12 protein-coding genes are annotated in these 16737 nt (G+C 61.1%); 8 read left to right on the top strand and 4 right to left on the bottom strand.

All coding sequences use genetic code 11. From position 1 onward, the window contains the following. Positions 1–2: 2 nt before the first annotated feature. Positions 3–992: a carbohydrate ABC transporter permease gene (locus RLEG4DRAFT_RS62735; protein WP_003575906.1), complete on the top strand. Its 990-nt coding sequence runs from the start codon at positions 3–5 to the stop codon at positions 990–992. Between the two features lie 13 nt (positions 993–1005). Next, positions 1006–2052 (top strand): carbohydrate ABC transporter permease, encoded by a 1047-nt coding sequence (locus RLEG4DRAFT_RS62730; RefSeq protein WP_171898195.1) that lies wholly within the window; start codon positions 1006–1008, stop codon positions 2050–2052. 164 nt (positions 2053–2216) lie between these two features. Here the strand turns inward: RLEG4DRAFT_RS62730 and RLEG4DRAFT_RS62725 are convergent, their stop codons facing one another. Continuing rightward, the gene (locus tag RLEG4DRAFT_RS62725; protein WP_003575910.1) at positions 2217–3368 is read right to left on the bottom strand and encodes an ROK family transcriptional regulator; all 1152 of its coding nucleotides are present in this window, start codon (positions 3366–3368) and stop codon (positions 2217–2219) included. A 171-nt stretch (positions 3369–3539) separates the two neighbouring features. Here RLEG4DRAFT_RS62725 and RLEG4DRAFT_RS62720 point away from each other — a divergent pair, with 171 nt between their 5' ends. Then, a complete protein-coding gene (locus tag RLEG4DRAFT_RS62720; protein ID WP_003575912.1) occupies positions 3540–4568 on the top strand; it encodes an AraC family transcriptional regulator in 1029 nt (342 codons plus the stop codon). 34 nt (positions 4569–4602) lie between these two features. Here RLEG4DRAFT_RS62720 and RLEG4DRAFT_RS62715 read toward each other — a convergent pair whose 3' ends face one another. Further along, positions 4603–5640 carry a LacI family DNA-binding transcriptional regulator gene (locus tag RLEG4DRAFT_RS62715; RefSeq protein ID WP_003575914.1) on the bottom strand — a complete coding sequence of 346 codons (1038 nt, stop codon included), beginning with the start codon at positions 5638–5640 and terminating at the stop codon, positions 4603–4605. 177 nt (positions 5641–5817) lie between these two features. Then, positions 5818–6450 (bottom strand): TetR/AcrR family transcriptional regulator, encoded by a 633-nt coding sequence (locus tag RLEG4DRAFT_RS62710; RefSeq protein WP_003575916.1) that lies wholly within the window; start codon positions 6448–6450, stop codon positions 5818–5820. Positions 6451–6561: 111 nt separating this feature from the next. On the opposite strand from RLEG4DRAFT_RS62710, the gene RLEG4DRAFT_RS62705 reads away from it, so the two are divergent. The 5 genes from RLEG4DRAFT_RS62705 to RLEG4DRAFT_RS62685 all read left to right on the top strand — a co-directional run bounded on the left by RLEG4DRAFT_RS62705 (position 6562) and on the right by RLEG4DRAFT_RS62685 (position 14696). Beyond that, entirely contained in the window at positions 6562–7635 is a 1074-nt protein-coding gene (locus tag RLEG4DRAFT_RS62705) for an efflux RND transporter periplasmic adaptor subunit (RefSeq protein ID WP_003575917.1), read from the top strand. Continuing rightward, a complete protein-coding gene (locus RLEG4DRAFT_RS62700) occupies positions 7632–8717 on the top strand; it encodes an efflux RND transporter periplasmic adaptor subunit (RefSeq protein ID WP_003575921.1) in 1086 nt (361 codons plus the stop codon). Before RLEG4DRAFT_RS62705 ends, RLEG4DRAFT_RS62700 begins: the two co-directional genes overlap by 4 nt. After that, positions 8714–11785, top strand: a complete 3072-nt coding sequence (locus tag RLEG4DRAFT_RS62695; RefSeq protein ID WP_003575922.1) for an efflux RND transporter permease subunit — start codon at positions 8714–8716, stop codon at positions 11783–11785. The genes RLEG4DRAFT_RS62700 and RLEG4DRAFT_RS62695 overlap by 4 nt, the downstream gene beginning before the upstream one ends. Positions 11786–11963: 178 nt before the next feature. Then, positions 11964–13118 carry an alpha/beta hydrolase gene (locus tag RLEG4DRAFT_RS62690; RefSeq protein ID WP_003575924.1) on the top strand — a complete coding sequence of 385 codons (1155 nt, stop codon included), beginning with the start codon at positions 11964–11966 and terminating at the stop codon, positions 13116–13118. 126 nt (positions 13119–13244) lie between these two features. Beyond that, positions 13245–14696, top strand: a complete 1452-nt coding sequence (locus tag RLEG4DRAFT_RS62685; protein ID WP_003575926.1) for an NCS1 family nucleobase:cation symporter-1 — start codon at positions 13245–13247, stop codon at positions 14694–14696. A 66-nt stretch (positions 14697–14762) separates the two neighbouring features. On the opposite strand, the gene RLEG4DRAFT_RS62680 is transcribed toward RLEG4DRAFT_RS62685, so the two are convergent. Next, positions 14763–16646: a methyl-accepting chemotaxis protein gene (locus tag RLEG4DRAFT_RS62680; RefSeq protein ID WP_003575927.1), complete on the bottom strand. Its 1884-nt coding sequence runs from the start codon at positions 16644–16646 to the stop codon at positions 14763–14765. Positions 16647–16737: the final 91 nt, after the last annotated feature.

The following is a 16737-nucleotide window of genomic DNA, read 5'->3' as shown; positions in this document are numbered from 1 at the left end:
CCATGGCTGCTGCTGGTGCATTGCTCTCCCAGGCGGGCGAAACGGCGATGAGGGTGGTCGAGGCTCCGATGAATGCGGTCGAGCGCATCTTCGGCCGCAAGCGCATGCCCTGGATGTTTCTGGCGCCGAACCTCATTCTGTTCGCCATCTTCACGTTTCTTCCGATCGCGATTGCGGTCGGCTACGCCTTCACCGGCGGCACCAATCTTTTCGTCTCGGAACGGCCCTTCGTCGGCTTCGACAATTTCCGCGCCCTGCTTTCCTGCGGCAATTATCTGCAGCCGGGAACCTGCCAGGAATCGCTGTTCTGGACGGCGGTTTGGAACACGCTCTGGTTCGTCGCATTGAACGTGACTGCCACGTTGCTGGTGGCGCTGATCACGGCGCTCATCCTCAACCGGGCGATCTTTGCACGCGGCTTCTTTCGGGCGATGTTCTTCTATCCCGTCCTGCTGTCGCCCGTCGTTATCGGCCTGATCTGGAAATGGTTCCTCGATCGCAACGGGCTGCTGAACGCCTTCTTCCAGATGATTGGCGTACCCCCGGAAATCTTCCTGCTCGATGTCGGCTGGTCGCGCTTCTTCGTCGTCGTGGTGTCGGTCTGGTTCCATATGGGCTTCTACACGCTCATCCTGCTCGCCGGTCTGCAGGCGATCCCGAAGGAACTCTACGAGGCAGCCTCGATCGATGCCGCTTCGCCGCGCCGGACTCTTTTCAGGATCACGTTGCCCCTGCTTGCGCCGAACCTGCTCGTCGTCTTCATCCTGTTGATGATCAAATCCGTGCAGATCTTCGACGAGGCCTGGGTTCTGACGAATGGCGGCGGCCCCGGCACGGCCAACAGCTTCATCGTCCAATATATCTACCAGATGGCCTTCAGCAGCGATCTCCGTCTCTTCGGCCTTGCCTCGGCCGCCTCGGTTCTCATGGGATTGGTGCTTCTGGTTCTCACCCTCATACAGTTGCGCCTCGGCAAGCGAATGGAGTCCTGAGATGAACAGCTCTATGAACCCGATCCGCTTTCTCGCGCGCACGCGCCGGGCGGGGCGCATCGACATCACCGATATATTGTCTTGGGTCTGGCTGATCGGCGGAACACTGGCAGTGCTCATTCCCGTCGTCTGGGCCGGCCTCTCCTCGTTGAAGCCGGCCGCCGAAATCACCCGCTTTCCGCCGACGCTGCTTCCGCGCGCCGCCGTGGAGCAGACCGTGCCCGGCTTCGACAAGCTGCTCAGCCTCTGGCAGGTCACTATCGACGGGCAGCCACGCGAGATGGCCATGGTGAGGCGCATCGGCCTCAAGGCGCAGATGGTCGATCCCGCAAGTCCAGGACCTCCCGTCAGCGTCGATGTGAAAGGGATCACGCCGGTCCAGCACCTGACCGTCGCGACCGAGAATTACACCGATCCGCTCACGCGCTTCAGCTTCCTGACTTTTTTGAAGAATTCGGTGTTCGTCACTGTGGTTGCGACGCTTCTGACGCTTGTTGTCAACGCCCTGGCGGCCTTTGCGCTGTCGAAATACAAGTTTCGTGGCGACACGACGGTTTTCGTCATCATCATCTCGACACTGATGATCCCGCTCGCCGTCGTCATGGTGCCTGCCTATCTCGTCATCGTCGGGGTGGGGCTCGCCGACAATCTCTGGGGCGTCATCCTGCCGACGATCGCCTCTCCGACCGCCGTCTTCCTGCTGCGACAATATATGCTGACCATCCCGGACGAACTCATAGAGGCGGCACGCGTCGACGCGGCAAGCGAATTCTGCATCTTCTGGCGCATCATCCTGCCGCTGACGGCGCCTGCTCTCGCGGTGCTGGCGATCTTTTCCGTGCTCTGGCGCTGGAACGACTTCCTCTGGCCGCTCATCGTTCTCAACAGCCGCGTGAATTTCACCCTGCAGGTCGGCCTCAACGCCTTCCAGGGAGAGTTCTCGGTGCAGTGGCACTATATCCTGGCGATGACCTTCCTCAGCCTGCTGCCCGTCACCGTCGTCTTCCTGTTCCTGCAGAAATACATCACCACCGGCATCGCCGGAACCGGGATGAAATGAGGGGCGAGGCGGGAAATAGACCTACTCCCAAGATCGGATACCCCTCCCTCCTGGCTGAAGCGTGTCGCGTAGAATTTGATTTGCGCGGTGCGCTTTGAGCGTAATTTTGTTCATGGCTCGGAAGCTCGACGTTTGGTCATCGAGGCGCCGCAGCCCGTGAGAGATTACAAAACGGTTTCGAAGAGCGGGATCAAGGCTGCGCCGATAGCGCCGGGGGCGTCGATGATCTTTGCCACGGCAAGGCTTGGAACGTCGCGCAATACGCCGTGCCGAGGCAGGTTGTTGAATTCGGTTCGTTCGATAAGCATTCTCGCAAGCGAATGCGGAAGCTCGCCGCCAAGGACGATGAGGGCGGGGTCGAATATCGCGCAGATCGCATTGATGGCGCGATTGTGGGCCGGCATGACGCGGTCGACCCATTCACGGACGCCATCCCAATCCACCAGCTTTTCATTCTTCAGATCCTTGAGGGTCAGGTCCGAGCGCCCCTTGCTGCGAAGATATTCGAGCAATTGGCCGAGTGCGGGTCGGTCGTCATAGTCCTGACGCGCGAACAGAACGGAGAATTCGCCGGCGTTGCCGAAACTGCCGCGAAACGGCATGCCTCCGGAAACCAGGCCGCCGCCGTAGCCATGAAGATGGGCAATATAGGCGAAGTCCGCGACATCCCGGCCAACCCCGAAAATCGCTTCCGCCAAAGCAGCGGTCCTGGCGACATTGTCTGCCCAGACCGGCAGGCCAAGCTGCTCTCCAAGCAAAGGCGCCAAGTCTATCAGCGACCAATGAGCGAGCGGCAGAGGACAGTTGAAGGCCGTGTCCAGCATGCGGTGGCCGGCGACTGCCAGGCCGACGCCGAGGACGTCGCGCCGTTTGGCGCCCTGGCGGGCGAGAATGTCCTCGACCGCTGCTTCAATCCGTTCCAGCTCCGCCGACAGCGAGTCGCCTGCTTGCGGGATTTCCATGTTTTCCAAAGGCTCGCCGAAGCCCATGAGACAAAGGCCGATCGAGCCGACGTTCACGGAAATGCCAAGTGTCAGACACCACTCGCTTCGAAGGGTCAGCTTTGGGCTGGGCGGACCGGGCCGCCGGCCTTCCGAATACGAAAAGACGATCATTCCTCGCTCATGAAGCCGGGCGACGATCCTGTGCAAGGATTGCTGCGTGAGATCGAGCGGCTCGGTAAGGTCTGAGCGCTCGATCCCGGGAGACTTCCAAATCAACCGCAAGAGGTCCCGTTCGTTGCGGGAGGCAACCCGCGCCGGTTGTACGTCTCGCAAAAAATGTGCGTCGACATGGTTTAGAGGACCGTACTTCATTTTCTGATCGTTTTGATTTACACTGTAGGTGTGAAGATGAAGGAGGGGACGCTTTATTTCCATCAGATGCAAGTAAATTCATCCATGGGTTGGCGCTCCTGCTTACCTCATCGAGATTGGTCAGGCCAGTCGAGATGACGTCTCGCGTGGCTGGGATAGGAATCGAGTTGCATGATTTCATTGAGACCGGAAAATACAGCCCGCGTGCTTGAGCCTGAGGGTTATGGTTTTGTGCCGACACATGAAGGCAGAAGCTTCGAATCGATGGTTCAAGCCTTCTCGACAGGATATGGGGCTTTTGGCGCACAGCCGTTAAGTAGTGACCGGACCTTTGCCTGGGCGGCGGACTTGAGGAGGACCGAAGCATTCACGCTAATTCATTCGGTCTACCAGAGCTCCTGGACAATCCGAACGCTCGACGAAACTCCGCAACATCTTGCGTTTTACCTGCCGCAGACGGGATCGTTTCGATTGTCCATTGGAAAAAGGATGGTTGAAAGTGGAGCGGGTCATCTGCTCATGGCCAACAATCATGAGGCCGGTGATCGCGTCGTCCAAGGCCCGCATCGCTCGGACGCTCTCTTCCTGGACTGGCAAGTCGTGAAGCGGATGCTCGTTTCGCTGGTGGAAGCGCCGCTTTGCGAATCGCTCGACCTGGAACCCATCCTGGATCTCGCGACACAGTCGGGCCAACTTATCGGCAACCTGGTGCAGACGATCGTGCAGGGCATGCGCGACGGTGGTCCGCTTTTGTCTTCCCCTCTCGCCATGGCGACGATGAGTGAAACGCTCGCGCATCTCGTAATCCGATTTGGCCACCACCGGTTGTCCGGCCATCTGGAAAGGAAGAAAGTGTCGTTGGTTGCGCCCTGGCATGTCCGGCGTGCCATCGACTATATGCACGCCAATATCGCTGAGCCTCTCACCATGACGATGGTTGCCGACGATGTCGGCGTTTCACTTCGCGCGCTGCAGACGGGCTTCAAAGCCTTCAGGGGAACCTCGCCGGCGGGTTACCTGCGCACGATCCGGCTGCAGGCGGCCCGGGAGCAATTGCGGGATCCAACGAATCAGCGGTCCGTCCGCGAAATCTGCATGATATGGGGGTTCGCACATGCAGGCAGATTCTCGATAATCTACCGCAGCACTTTTGGTGAAAGCCCGCGGGATACACGCCTGCGTGCGGAGCGCTTGCGTTAGAGCCTTTCGGGATTCTGCCACCTTCCGGCGGGTTTTAGCGCGGCGGCGCGATGCTGCCGCGCAGGACGAGGTGGCATCCAAGTTCCAGGCGATGGGCCGGCCGCTGCGGGTCATTGGCGATCAGTCTCTGTTCGATGAGCGCCAAGGCGGCAGCGCCGAGCTTGTCGGTGGGAACGCTGACGGTTGAAAGCGGCGGACGGCTGAATTCGCCGGGGACGATATCGTCAAAGCCCAGCACCGAGATTGCTTCGGGCACGCCTATGTCGCGATCCGCCAAGGCCTTCAAGCAGCCGAGCGCCAGATTGTCGGCGGCGCAGAAGACGGCGGTGGCGCCTTTCATCGTGGAATCGCGATCGAGCAGCGCGTTGATGGCAGCCTCTCCGTGACGAGGCTCATAACCTTCGGCCTCCACGATCATGTCGTGGGGCACGGGAAGCTGGGCGGCGAAATAGGCATCGGAAAAGCCGTCAAATCTGCGCTGGATCGTCGTGCGGCCCTTCCAGGTCAGGTGCAGGATGCGGCGATGTCCGAGCGCCAGCAGGTGTTCGATGCCGAGCCGCGCCCCGAATCGGTTTTCCGGTGTCACCGTATCGACCAGCATGGCGGGATCCTCGCCGTTGACGATGACGACGGGCATATCAGGGGAGGAGAGGCTACGGATCAGTTCCGGCTGATCGTCATTGAGGACCACGATACCGTCGGCGCGCTCGGAGAGCGCGATCTGTCTGACCTGAGCGCCGTCGATGCGCCGGCCGGTGCTGACGAAAGGCACGATCCGGATGCCGCGACGCTCGCACTCCTTCCTGAGACCGTTGAGGATCGTCCAGCTTACCAGGTTGAGGTCGCTCTCCGGCGCTGCATCGCCCGGAATGGCGAGAACCAGGACGCGAAGCGCCGCGATCGTCGCCTTCTTCCTGCGGCGGTCGAGATAACCCAGTCGCTTGGCCGAATTCAGCACCCGTTCGCGCACTTCGACCGTCAGCGGCGCGGTTCCGTTCAGCGCGTGCGAGGCCGTGCTCAGCGATACATCAGCGTCGCGCGCGACATCCTTGAGATTGACTTTGCGTTCCACTTTATTCCGTCGCGAATTGAGGTCGTGCCTTCGAAGGCGCAAGCTAACTCGATGTTTTCACATAAAGACTTCAGAAAAGCTACTCGTACCGGGGCCTATTTTTCGGCTTTCGGCGAAATCCGGTCACAGCGCTTGCGCAACCGAGAGGTGATCGCGAGCGCTCGGAGCCATTGGCGATCAGTGAGGCTTGGTGAGCAGACCGTTGAAGAGCAGATCGAAATAGGTCCGCAGGAAGTCCTCCTTGTTGGGGGTGGGCACCCGGCGGTCGTCGAATATCAGCCGCAGAACCGTCGTCGTCAGGATGGGGGCAACAACGATGTCGGAGAATGCCACCGGGATTTCGCGAAACTCCCCCGACGCCATTCCCTCCAGAAGAAGGCCGTCGATCTTGGCGATGATCGGCGCGATGAACTCATCATGGTGGCGGTCGATCAGGTCGGGGAACCGCTGGCCTTCCGCAATGACCAGCCGAACCAGTTCGCGGGTCGTGCGGTCCTCGGCGATTTGCTCGTAAAGCAGGCTCAGAATGGACATCAGCCTGTCGGCAGCCTTGCCGCTCAACCCGCCAGCGATCCCCAGCAACTCCTGGAACGGTACGGAGAAGTGGTTAATCATGGCTTCGAAGAGCTCTTCCTTGGTGTCGAAATAGACGTAGACCGTGCCCTTGGTGACACCGACCCTGTCGGCGATATCTTCGACACGGGTTCCGGCAAAACCGCATTTGACGAATTCCTCGAAGGCGGCATCCAGAATTTGGATGGGCCGTAATGCCTTCTGTTCCGCGCGTGTGAGCTTCTTTTGAGCTGCCATTTCCTATGTCCCCCGTTGTTGCGCGCGCCGTCGTCCCTGCGACGCAAAGTTTCATTGACTAATTCGTCAGTCAATTATATAGCAGCTGCCGTTGAGAGCAAGAGGTCAACTATGAGAACCATTCTGATCGCCACCGCGATCGTATGCGCCGTCGGTCTCGGATCATGCAGCGATTCGGGCGGGCCGATCGAGCCGACCCCGCGGCAGGTCGGCGTCGTCGAGGCCAAATCTGAGCCGCTGGCTAAGGGCGGCGCGCTCACCGGAGAAGTCCGGGCCCGTATTCAGACCGACCTGTCCTTCCGTGTCAGCGGCAAGATTGTCGAGCGGCTGGTGGAGGTGGGGCAGTCCGTGAAGGCGGGGCAGGTCCTGGCGCGCATCGATCCGGAAGAACAGAAAGCCGACCTGGACGTGGCTGCCGCCAATCTTCAGTCCGCCGAGGCGCAGCAAACCCAAGCGCAGCTTGCATTCGACCGGCAGCAGAGCCTGTTTAAAACCCAGGTGACGACGCGTGCCGCGCTCGACCAGGCGCAGGAGGCGCTTCTGACGGCGCAGGCATCGACGAAGTCGGCGCAGGCGCTCTTTGAAACCGCGCAGGACACCCTCTCTTACACGGAGCTGAAGGCGGACGCCGACGGCATCATCACCGCCCGTAATGCCGAGGTCGGGCAGGTGGCGCAGGCGGCCCAGGTCGTCTTCACCCTTGCCCATGACGGCGACCGGGATGCCGTCTTTGAAGTGGTCGAGAGCGCCTTTCTGCGCCCGATCGACGGCGACGGCACCGTGGCCCTGCTGTCGGACCCTTCGCAGAAGATCACGGCGAAGGTGCGCGAGATTTCGCCGACGATCGATTCTTCCACCGGCACCATCAGGGTCAAGGTCGCAATATCGAGCGACGCTCCCATTCCGCTCGGCGCTCCCGTCGTCGGAAAATTCAATTACGTCCCGCAGGACGTCATTCAGCTGCCCTGGTCGGCCATGACCTCCAAGGCCGGCAAGCCGGCCGTCTGGATCGTCGATCCCGCATCCTCTGAGGTCTCAGTGAGAGCGATCGACGTCGCCAGCTACGAGACCGGCAGCTTCATCGTCAAGTCTGGCGTGTCCGCAGGAGACGTCGTGGTGACCGACGGCACTAAATTCCTCAGGCCCGGCGAAATCGTGTCTTATGTCAAGGAAGCATCCAAGTGAGTATTCGTCCCAAGATAATCGCACTGATTGTGGGTACGGCCCTGATCTCCTCCTGCACCAAGCAGGAGGAGAGCACGGAGGAAGCGCCCCGTCCGGTGCTGTCGATGACAGTCAGGCAGACGCCCGCGACGAGCCTCGGCCTGACCGGCACGATCCAGCCGACGATCGAAACCGAGCTCGGCTTCCGGATCCTCGGTCGGATGATCGCCCGTAACGTCAATGTCGGAGATGTCGTCAAGAAGGGTGACGTCGTTGCCGCCATCGATCCGCTGGCGCTGGAGCTTGCCGTGCGCAGCGCTCAGTCCGACGTCGAGAACAGCGACGCCCAGCTTCGAAACGCCGTGACGACGGAACAGCGCCAGCGCGCGCTGGTGGAATCGCGCTCGGGCACGGAAGCCTCGCTAGAAGAGGCCGAACAAGCGAGACGGACGGCCGCGGCCGCCGTCGCCAAGGCGCAGGCCAATCTCGATAAGGCCAGAGAGCAGCTCGGCTACGCGCAGCTTCAGGCGGAATTCGACGGCGTGGTGACGACAACCTCGGCCGAGGTGGGACAGGTCGTCTCGGCCGGCCAGACTGTCGTCACAATCGCGCGGCCGGACAAACGCGACGCCGTGGTCGATGTGCCGCAGGGCGCCGCCCAGAAACTGAAAATCGGCGCGCCCTTCGAGGTGACGCTGCAGCTCGAACCGTCGATCCGCACGACGGGCGTCGTGCGCGAGATCGCGCCAGAGGCGGAAACCGCCACGCGCACGAGCAGAACCAAGATCGCGCTCGCCGATCCACCGGAAGCCTTCAGGCTCGGTGCGGTCATCACGGCCTCCGCAACGAGTGCCGTCGATCCCGAGATCGTGCTGCCTGCCTCGGCCATCCTTGCCGGCAGCGACGGCGCCAGCGTCTGGATCGTCGACGTAGCAGGAAAGAAGGTGGCGTTGCGCCCTGTGAAGATCGACGGCGACGTCGTCGAAGGCGGCACCGTCCGCGTCATCCAAGGGCTGGCTGCCGGAGAGCGGGTGGTCGTGGCAGGGGTACATAAACTTGAAGATGGCCAGGCCATCAGGATCGACCAGGAGATCAGCCAGTGAAGTCCTTCAATCTTTCCGACTGGGCGCTCGAACACCGTTCGCTCGTCTGGTACTTCATGATCGTCTTCATTCTCGCCGGCGCCTTCGCCTACCTGAACCTGGGCCGCGAGGAGGATCCGAATTTCACCATCAAGACGATGGTGATTACCGCGCAGTGGCCCGGCGCTTCGGCCGATGAGGTGACGCGGCAGGTGACCGACCGGATCGAGAAGAAGCTCCAGGAACTGGAATCGCTCGATTACACCAAGAGCCAGACCGTTGCCGGCCAGACGACCGTCTTCGTCGAACTGCTGCCGACGACGAAGGCTAAGGATGTCGCGCCGACCTGGCTGCGCATCCGCAACATGATCGCCGACATCCAGGGCGATTTTCCAACCGGTGTCGTCGGTCCCTTCTTCAATGATCGCTTCGGCGACGTGTTCGGCAATATCTATGCCTTCACCAGCGATGGACTGACCCAGCGGCAGCTTCGCGATCTCGTGGAAAATGCTCGATCTGAAGTTCTGACGGTGCCGAATGTCGGCAAGGTCGATGTGATCGGCGCCCAGGACGAGGCAATCTATCTCGAATTCTCCACGCGCCAGATCGCAGCCCTCGGCATCGACCAGCAGTCGGTCATCCAGACCCTGCAGGCGCAGAATGCCGTGACGCAATCCGGCTTCGTCGATGCCGGGCCGGAGCGTATTGCCTTGCGGGTGAGCGGACAGTTCACCTCCGAGGAAAGCCTGCGGTCGATCAACCTTCGCATTAACGACCGCTTCTTCCCGCTGACCGACGTCGCTACGATCAAGCGCGGTTACGTCGATCCGCCCTCGGCGCTGTTCCGCTTCAACGGAGAGCCCGCGATCGGGCTTGCCATCGGCATGAAGCAGGGCGCCAATCTCCTGCAGTTCGGCGAGGCGCTCGACGCGCAGATGAAACAGGTCGTCGCCGATCTTCCGATCGGCGTGGATGTCCACCGTGTTTCCGACCAGCCGCATGTCGTCGATGAAGCTGTCTCCGGCTTTACCCGCGCGCTTTTCGAAGCGATCGTCATCGTGCTCGTCATCAGCTTCATCAGCCTCGGCCTGCGCGCCGGCATGGTGGTGGCGATCTCCATCCCTCTCGTCCTCGCCATCACTTTCGTGGTGATGGAATATTCCGGCATTTCGCTCCAGCGCATCTCGCTCGGCGCACTCATCATTGCACTTGGGCTGCTTGTCGACGACGCCATGATCGCCGTCGAAATGATGGTGGCCCGCCTGGAGGCGGGCGACGATCTGAGGAAAGCTGCCACCTACGTCTATACATCGACGGCCTTTCCGATGCTGACGGGAACGCTGGTGACCGTCGCGGGCTTCATTCCGGTCGGTCTCAACAGTAGCGCCGCCGGCGAATTCACCTTTACGCTTTTCGTGGTCATTGCGGTTTCGCTTGTGGTGTCCTGGATCGTCGCCGTGCTGTTCACGCCGCTTCTCGGCGTCACGATCCTGCCGAAGACGATGAAGTCGCATCATGAAAAGAAGGGCCGCTTCGCCGCCGTCTTCTCCTGGCTGCTGAAGCTCGCCATGCGCTGGCGCTGGGTCACCATCATCCTGACGGTCGGCGTCTTCGCCCTTTCGGTCGGCGGCATGGGGCTGGTGCAGCAGCAGTTCTTCCCGAACTCGGACAGAACCGAGCTCGTTATCGACTGGAACCTGCCGCACAATAGCTCGATTGCCGAGACCAACAGGCAGATGGCCAAATTCGAAAAGGAGATTCTGGCCGACAACAAGGATATCGATCACTGGACAACCTATGTCGGCCAGGGCGCGCCGCGCTTCATCCTGTCCTTCGACGTGCAGACACCCGATGTCACCTTCGGCCAGACTATCATTGTCACCAAAGGCCTTGATGTGCGCGACAAGGTGCGGGCGGAGCTGCAGGACTATCTGACGAAGACCTTCCCCGGTACCGACGCCTTCGCGAAGCTTCTCGACATCGGCCCGCCGGTGGGCAAGCCGGTCCAGTACCGGATCACCGGCCCCGACATCCAAAAGGTGCGCGACATCTCCCAGCAATTTGCAGGTGTCGTCGGTTCGCATCCGCTGCTGTCGAACATGGTGCTCGACTGGAACGAGCCCTCCCGCGTCGTGAAGGTCGATGTGCTGCAGGACAAGGCGCGCCAGCTCGGCGTCTCCTCCGAGGATATTGCCACCGCCCTCAACGGCATCGTCGAAGGTTCCACGGCGACGCAGATCCGCGACGACATCTACCTGGTCAATGTCATCGGCCGGGCCAGGGCATCCGAGCGCGATTCCGTCCAGACGCTTGAGAACCTGCAGCTCTCCACTTCCAACGGCAAGGTCGTGCCGCTCTCGGCCGTGGCGAATTTCCGCTACGAGCTCGAGCAGCCGACGATCTGGCGTCGCGACCGGCAACCCACCATCACGCTCAAGGCGGCCGTCATCGGTTCGACGCAGCCGGCGACGATCGTCGAGCAGCTGAAGCCGAAGGTGGAGGAATTCCAGAAGAACCTTCCGGTGGGCTACAAGGTTGAAGTAGGTGGCGCCGTCGAATCCAGCGCCGAGGCGCAAGGGCCGATTGCGGCCGTGGCTCCGCTCATGCTGTTTACGATGGCGACGATCCTGATGATCCAGCTGCAGAGCTTCAGCCGCCTCTTCCTGGTCTTCGCGGTTGCGCCGACGGCCCTGATCGGCGTGGTCGCGGCGCTCTTGCTCAGCAATTCGCCCATGGGCTTCGTCGCCATCCTCGGCATTCTGGCGCTGATCGGCATCCTGATCCGCAACTCCGTTATCCTCGTGGTGCAGATCGAGCATCTGCGCACCGAGGGCGTCCCGCCATGGCAGGCGGTCATCGAAGCGACCGAACACCGCATGCGGCCGATCATGCTGACGGCGGCGGCAGCAACCCTCGCCCTGATCCCGATCTCGCGCGAGATCTTCTGGGGGCCGATGGCCTACGCCATGATGGGCGGCATCGTCATCGGAACCGCTCTTACCCTGCTGTTCCTGCCGGCGCTCTATGTCGCGTGGTTCAGAATCCCAAGGGAGGAGGGTGCTCGGGCCGAAGCCACGGCAGAGGCATGAGACGGTCGACGGCCATCGCCTACGGCCGCCGCGGCGGTCGCTGCAACACGGGCCGCGGTGAAATGAGTGGGATGGCGAAGGCGATGCCATCCCACACCAGGGCGGGAAAGACATGCCGGATGGCGAGACGGGCGGAGCCATGCGCCCAAATGCCATTGATCTCCACGGGAGCGGATCGATGACGAAAGAGTATCCCCAGGGGCTGCCGAAGGCCGTCCCGACTATCATCGTCGCGATAAGCCTGGCGATGCTTGCAGGCTGCGCCACCAGGCCATCGCCTGAGGTCTTGACGCCTGTTCATCTCAGCGAGCCACTTCATTCCGAAGCGGTTCCGGACAGGGTAAGCGTGCTCGTTGCGACCAACAGAACCCCCGATCGCGTGCGGGGCGGGTTCGGCAGTGCATGGGCCGAGAAGCTGACCTATGAGCAATACGCGTTTTCGGTTCCTCCCGGCAGGAAGGATACTGTGATCACCTATCCCAAGGCGAGGCCGGATCCCGAACGGCAGTTTGCCGTCACTGAGCGCAAGCAATTGCCTAGGGATGCTTTCGTGCAGCAGGCGCTCGCCTCCGTGCAACCGGACGGGACAGTCGGCATCTTCGTCCATGGCTACAACTACAGTTACCAGGAGGCGCTTTACCGCACGGCCCAGATCGCCGCCGATGCGAAGATCCCGGGTGCTCCGATCCTGTTTTCCTGGCCTTCGGCAGCATCCGTCGCCGGATATGTCGCCGACCGCGACGCCGCGCTCGCCTCGCGCAGCGAACTCGATTCCCTCGTCACATCGCTCTCGGCATCGACCAAGGTGAAGCGCATCATCCTGTTCGGGCACAGCATGGGCGGGTTCCTGGTGATGGAAGCGGTGCGAGAGCTCAAGCTGCAGCATCGTGACGCCATCGTCGGCAAACTGGCTGTGGTGCTTGCCGCCCCGGACATCGACGTCGATGTCTTCCGGTCCCAGCTGAAAGACATCGGTCCAATGCCGATTCCGATCTCCCTTCTCGTTTCCAAGGATGACCGGGCGCTGGTGGCCTCGAGCTTCATCGCTGGGGAGCGGCCGCGCGTCGGCCGGCTCGATATCGACGATCCCGTCATTGAGGAGACCGCCCTGAAGGCACGGCTTCGGGTCATCGACATTACATCGATCCAGACGTCCGATGGGCTGGGCCACGACCGTTATGCTTCGCTCGCCAAGTTCGGCGCCCAGCTTGCCTCCTTCGAGAACGGCCGGCGCGCGACGGCCGGTGATGTCGGCGCCTTCGTCTTCGATGCCGCCGGCGCCGCAATCGCGAGTCCATTTCGGCTGGGCGGGCGTGCCGTTAGCTCGCAATAGATCGGCCGTCTGTACATCCGAGTTCCGCATTGTGTACAAAGTGACTATTAAATTGTCAGATGCCCAAATGAGGAGCAGACTTTCGTCTGTGGTCGAGTCGGCCTCAGGGAATATGGGAGGGCATTCATGGGCATACGAAATCCGTCTCCCTCGTTATACAACGAGGATCTTGCACCAGCCGAGGAGCGCAAATGGGGTGCATTCAGTATCTTTAACGTTTGGACATCTGATGTTCACAGCCTGTGGGGCTATTATCTGGCGGCGAGCCTGTTCCTGCTCTGCGGCAGCTTCGTGAACTTCGTCATCGCCATCGGCATCGGCTCCCTGGTGATCTTCCTTCTGATGAGCCTGGTCGGCAATGCCGGCGTGCGCACCGGCGTACCCTTTCCGGTTCTGGCACGTGCCTCCTTCGGCACGTTCGGCGCCAACGTTCCGGCTTTGGTGCGGGCCGTGGTTGCCTGTTTCTGGTACGGTGCGCAGACCGCCGCCGCATCCGGTGCGATCGTCGCTCTTCTGATCCGCAACGAGAGCCTGCTCGCCTTCCATCAGAACAGTCATATGCTCGGCCACTCCACCCTCGAACTCATCTGCTACGTCATCGTCTGGGCGCTGCAACTGCTCATCATCCAGCGCGGCATGGAAACGGTTCGCAAGTTCCAGGATTGGGCCGGTCCTGCCGTCTGGATCATGATGCTGATCCTGGCCGTCTATCTGGTCGTCAAGTCGGGCACCTTCTCCTTCGGTTCCGAGATCCCGCGCGACGTGCTGATCGAAAAGACCAAGGACGCCGGCGTGCCGGGCGAGCCCGGCTCATTTGCGGCGCTTGCCGCGGTGGCAGCCACCTGGATCACCTATTTCGCGGCGCTCTATCTGAACTTCTGCGATTTCTCGCGTTACGCAACCAGCGAAAAGGCGCTGCGCAAGGGCAATCTCTGGGGTTTGCCGATCAACCTTCTGGCATTCTGCCTCGTCGCAGGCGTCACGACCACGGCCGCCTTCACCGTATACGGCGAGGTGCTGCTGCATCCGGAAATGATATCGGCGAAATTCGAAAGCTGGTTCCTGGCGCTGCTTGCGGCGCTGACATTCGCGATCGCCACGCTCGGCATCAACGTCGTGGCGAATTTCGTCTCACCGGCCTTCGACTTCGCCAATGTCTTCCCGCGGCAGATCAACTTCAAACGCGGCGGATATATCGCCGCATTGATCGCCCTCGTGCTTTATCCGTTTGCTCCCTGGGAAACGGGTGCGGCGCATTTCGTCAACTTCATTGGGTCGACGATGGGGCCGATCTTCGGCATCATGATGGTGGACTACTATCTCATCCGGAAGAGCCAGCTGAACGTCGAGGCGCTCTACCACGAGAATGGAGAGTTCCGCTTCCAGAACGGCTGGCACGGCAACGCCTTCATCGCCTTTGTGGTCGGCGCCCTGTTCTCCTCGATCCTGCCGACCTTCACCAGCATCCTGCCGGATTGGTGGGGCACCTATGGCTGGTTCTTCGGCGTCGGAATCGGCGGGGCGATCTATTTCGTGCTGAGAATGGGCGCCCGGCGCAATCCAGCCTTTGCGGCATGACGAAATGAAAGGCGCCCGGCATTGCCGGGCGCTTTTTTCATGCCGGATTTCCAGCCGCCGTCCGTTTTAGCGCCTTGCGGCAACCGCATGCATCGCGGCACGGGCAGCTGGTTGCGCCATCATTCTCGCCGTCGAGCGAAGGGCTGAAGACTGGCCGGAAGCCGCATCGTCGAGCCTGAACTGGCCGACGAGCTCGCGAAGCTTCTGGGCTTCCTGAGCCAGCGATTCAGATGCGGCCGTCGATTGTTCCACCATCGCCGCGTTCTGTTGCGTCGTCTGATCCATCTGGTTGACTGCAACGTTGACTTCGCTCAAGCCGACGGACTGCTCTTTCGCGGAGGTTGCGATCGCATCCATATGCTGATTGATCTGCGTGATGAAGCTGCCGATCGTCGCCAAGGCCTGGCCGGTATCGCGCACGAGCTTAACGCCGCTTTCCACCTCTTTCGAGGAGTTCAGGATCAAGCCCTTGATTTCCTTGGCAGCGCTTGCCGAGCGCTGGGCAAGTTCGCGCACTTCTTGGGCTACGACGGCAAAACCCTTGCCTGCTTCGCCGGCTCTCGCCGCTTCCACGCCCGCATTGAGGGCGAGAAGATTGGTCTGGAATGCGATTTCATCGATGACGCTGATAATGTTGGAAATCTGTCGCGACGAGGTCTCGATGCGTTCCATTGCCTCTTCGGCGTGGGAAACGACTTCCGCGGAGATCCCGGCGCTGTGATTTGCCTCGGTGGCAACCGCACGCGTTTCCTGTGTCCGCTTGCTCGAGTTCGATACGTTCGCGGTGATCTGCTCCAGTGCGGCAGCCGTCTCTTCGAGCGAGGCCGCCTGCTGCTCGGTGCGTTTGGAAAGATCGCCCGCGCCCGAGGAAATCTCCCGAGTGCCCTGGTCAATCGTGTCGATGCTTTCGGAAATCCCTCTGAGTGTCGCGCCAAGCTGGGCAACGGACTGATTGAAGTCATGACGCAGCGCCTCGAAGTCGGGGGCGAAGGCCTCGTTGAGCTGGAAGGCGAGGTCGCCCGCAGCGAGCCGCTTCAAACCGGCGGCAAGACCCGAGGTGGCGATGCGCAACCGCTCCGATGCGTCGGCTTCCGCCTGCCTCTGGGCGGCAATACGATCGGCTTCCGCCCTGTTGCGATTCTCCTCGGCTTCCATGGTCATCTGCTTGTTCGTGATCGCAGCCTGCCGGAAGATCTCCACGGCCCCCGCCATCGATCCGATCTCGTCGGCGCGGTCGGCAAAGGGGATCTCGGCACCCGTGTCTCCTTCTGCGAGGCGTCGCATCGAGGCGGTGATGCCGGTAATCGGATTGGCGATGCTCGTCAGCACGAAGGCGACGGCACCGAGGACAAGCAATCCCGCAAAACCGATTGCGGCAAGCAGGTAGAATTTTATCGAAGCGAACGTCTCCTTGCTGAGGTCGGCAGCCTGATTGCTGCCGCTGACGTCCAATTCGGCCAGAGTAGCCGTGGTTTCCTTGAGCTTGTCCGAATAGGTGCGCATTCCTCCGCCGAGATACTGCCCAGCGTCCTCGGTCTTGTTGGCGCGGGAAAGAACGAGCAGCTGCGAGCTGCTGGCGATGTAGCCTTCAACACTTTCCTTGATTGTTTTGATCAGCTCGCGCTCGTGGTCGGATGACGCCAGTGGAAGATAAGCGTCCACCGATTTGCGAATCGCACCCTCGGCAACTCCGATTGCCGCTTCCCGCGTTTTCTTCTCCGCCTCCGACTGAGCGATGATGTGGTCACGATAGGCGAGGCGCAGATTCGTCATGGCGAGATTGATCGCCTGCGAAGCCTGAACGCTCGGCAGCCAATGACTCGCAATCTCTTCGGTGGAACCGTTCGTCTTGCGAAGACCGTCGACCGCGAGATAGGCGACGAGACCGAAAAGAAGGGCTATACCACTGAAAATCAACAGCAAACTTGATTTTATGTTTGGGCGAAGCATTGAAAGTCCTCGATCGAACGGTCCGGCCTCATACCGGCCTGGCTTAGGGACTTTTGTATCGGAAAAAATTTAACGATTTGCTCAATCCGTA

This window comes from Rhizobium leguminosarum bv. trifolii WSM2297, assembly GCF_000271845.1.
Note: the sequence above shows the minus strand (reverse complement) of the source record. Positions and strands in the feature narration are given on the sequence as shown.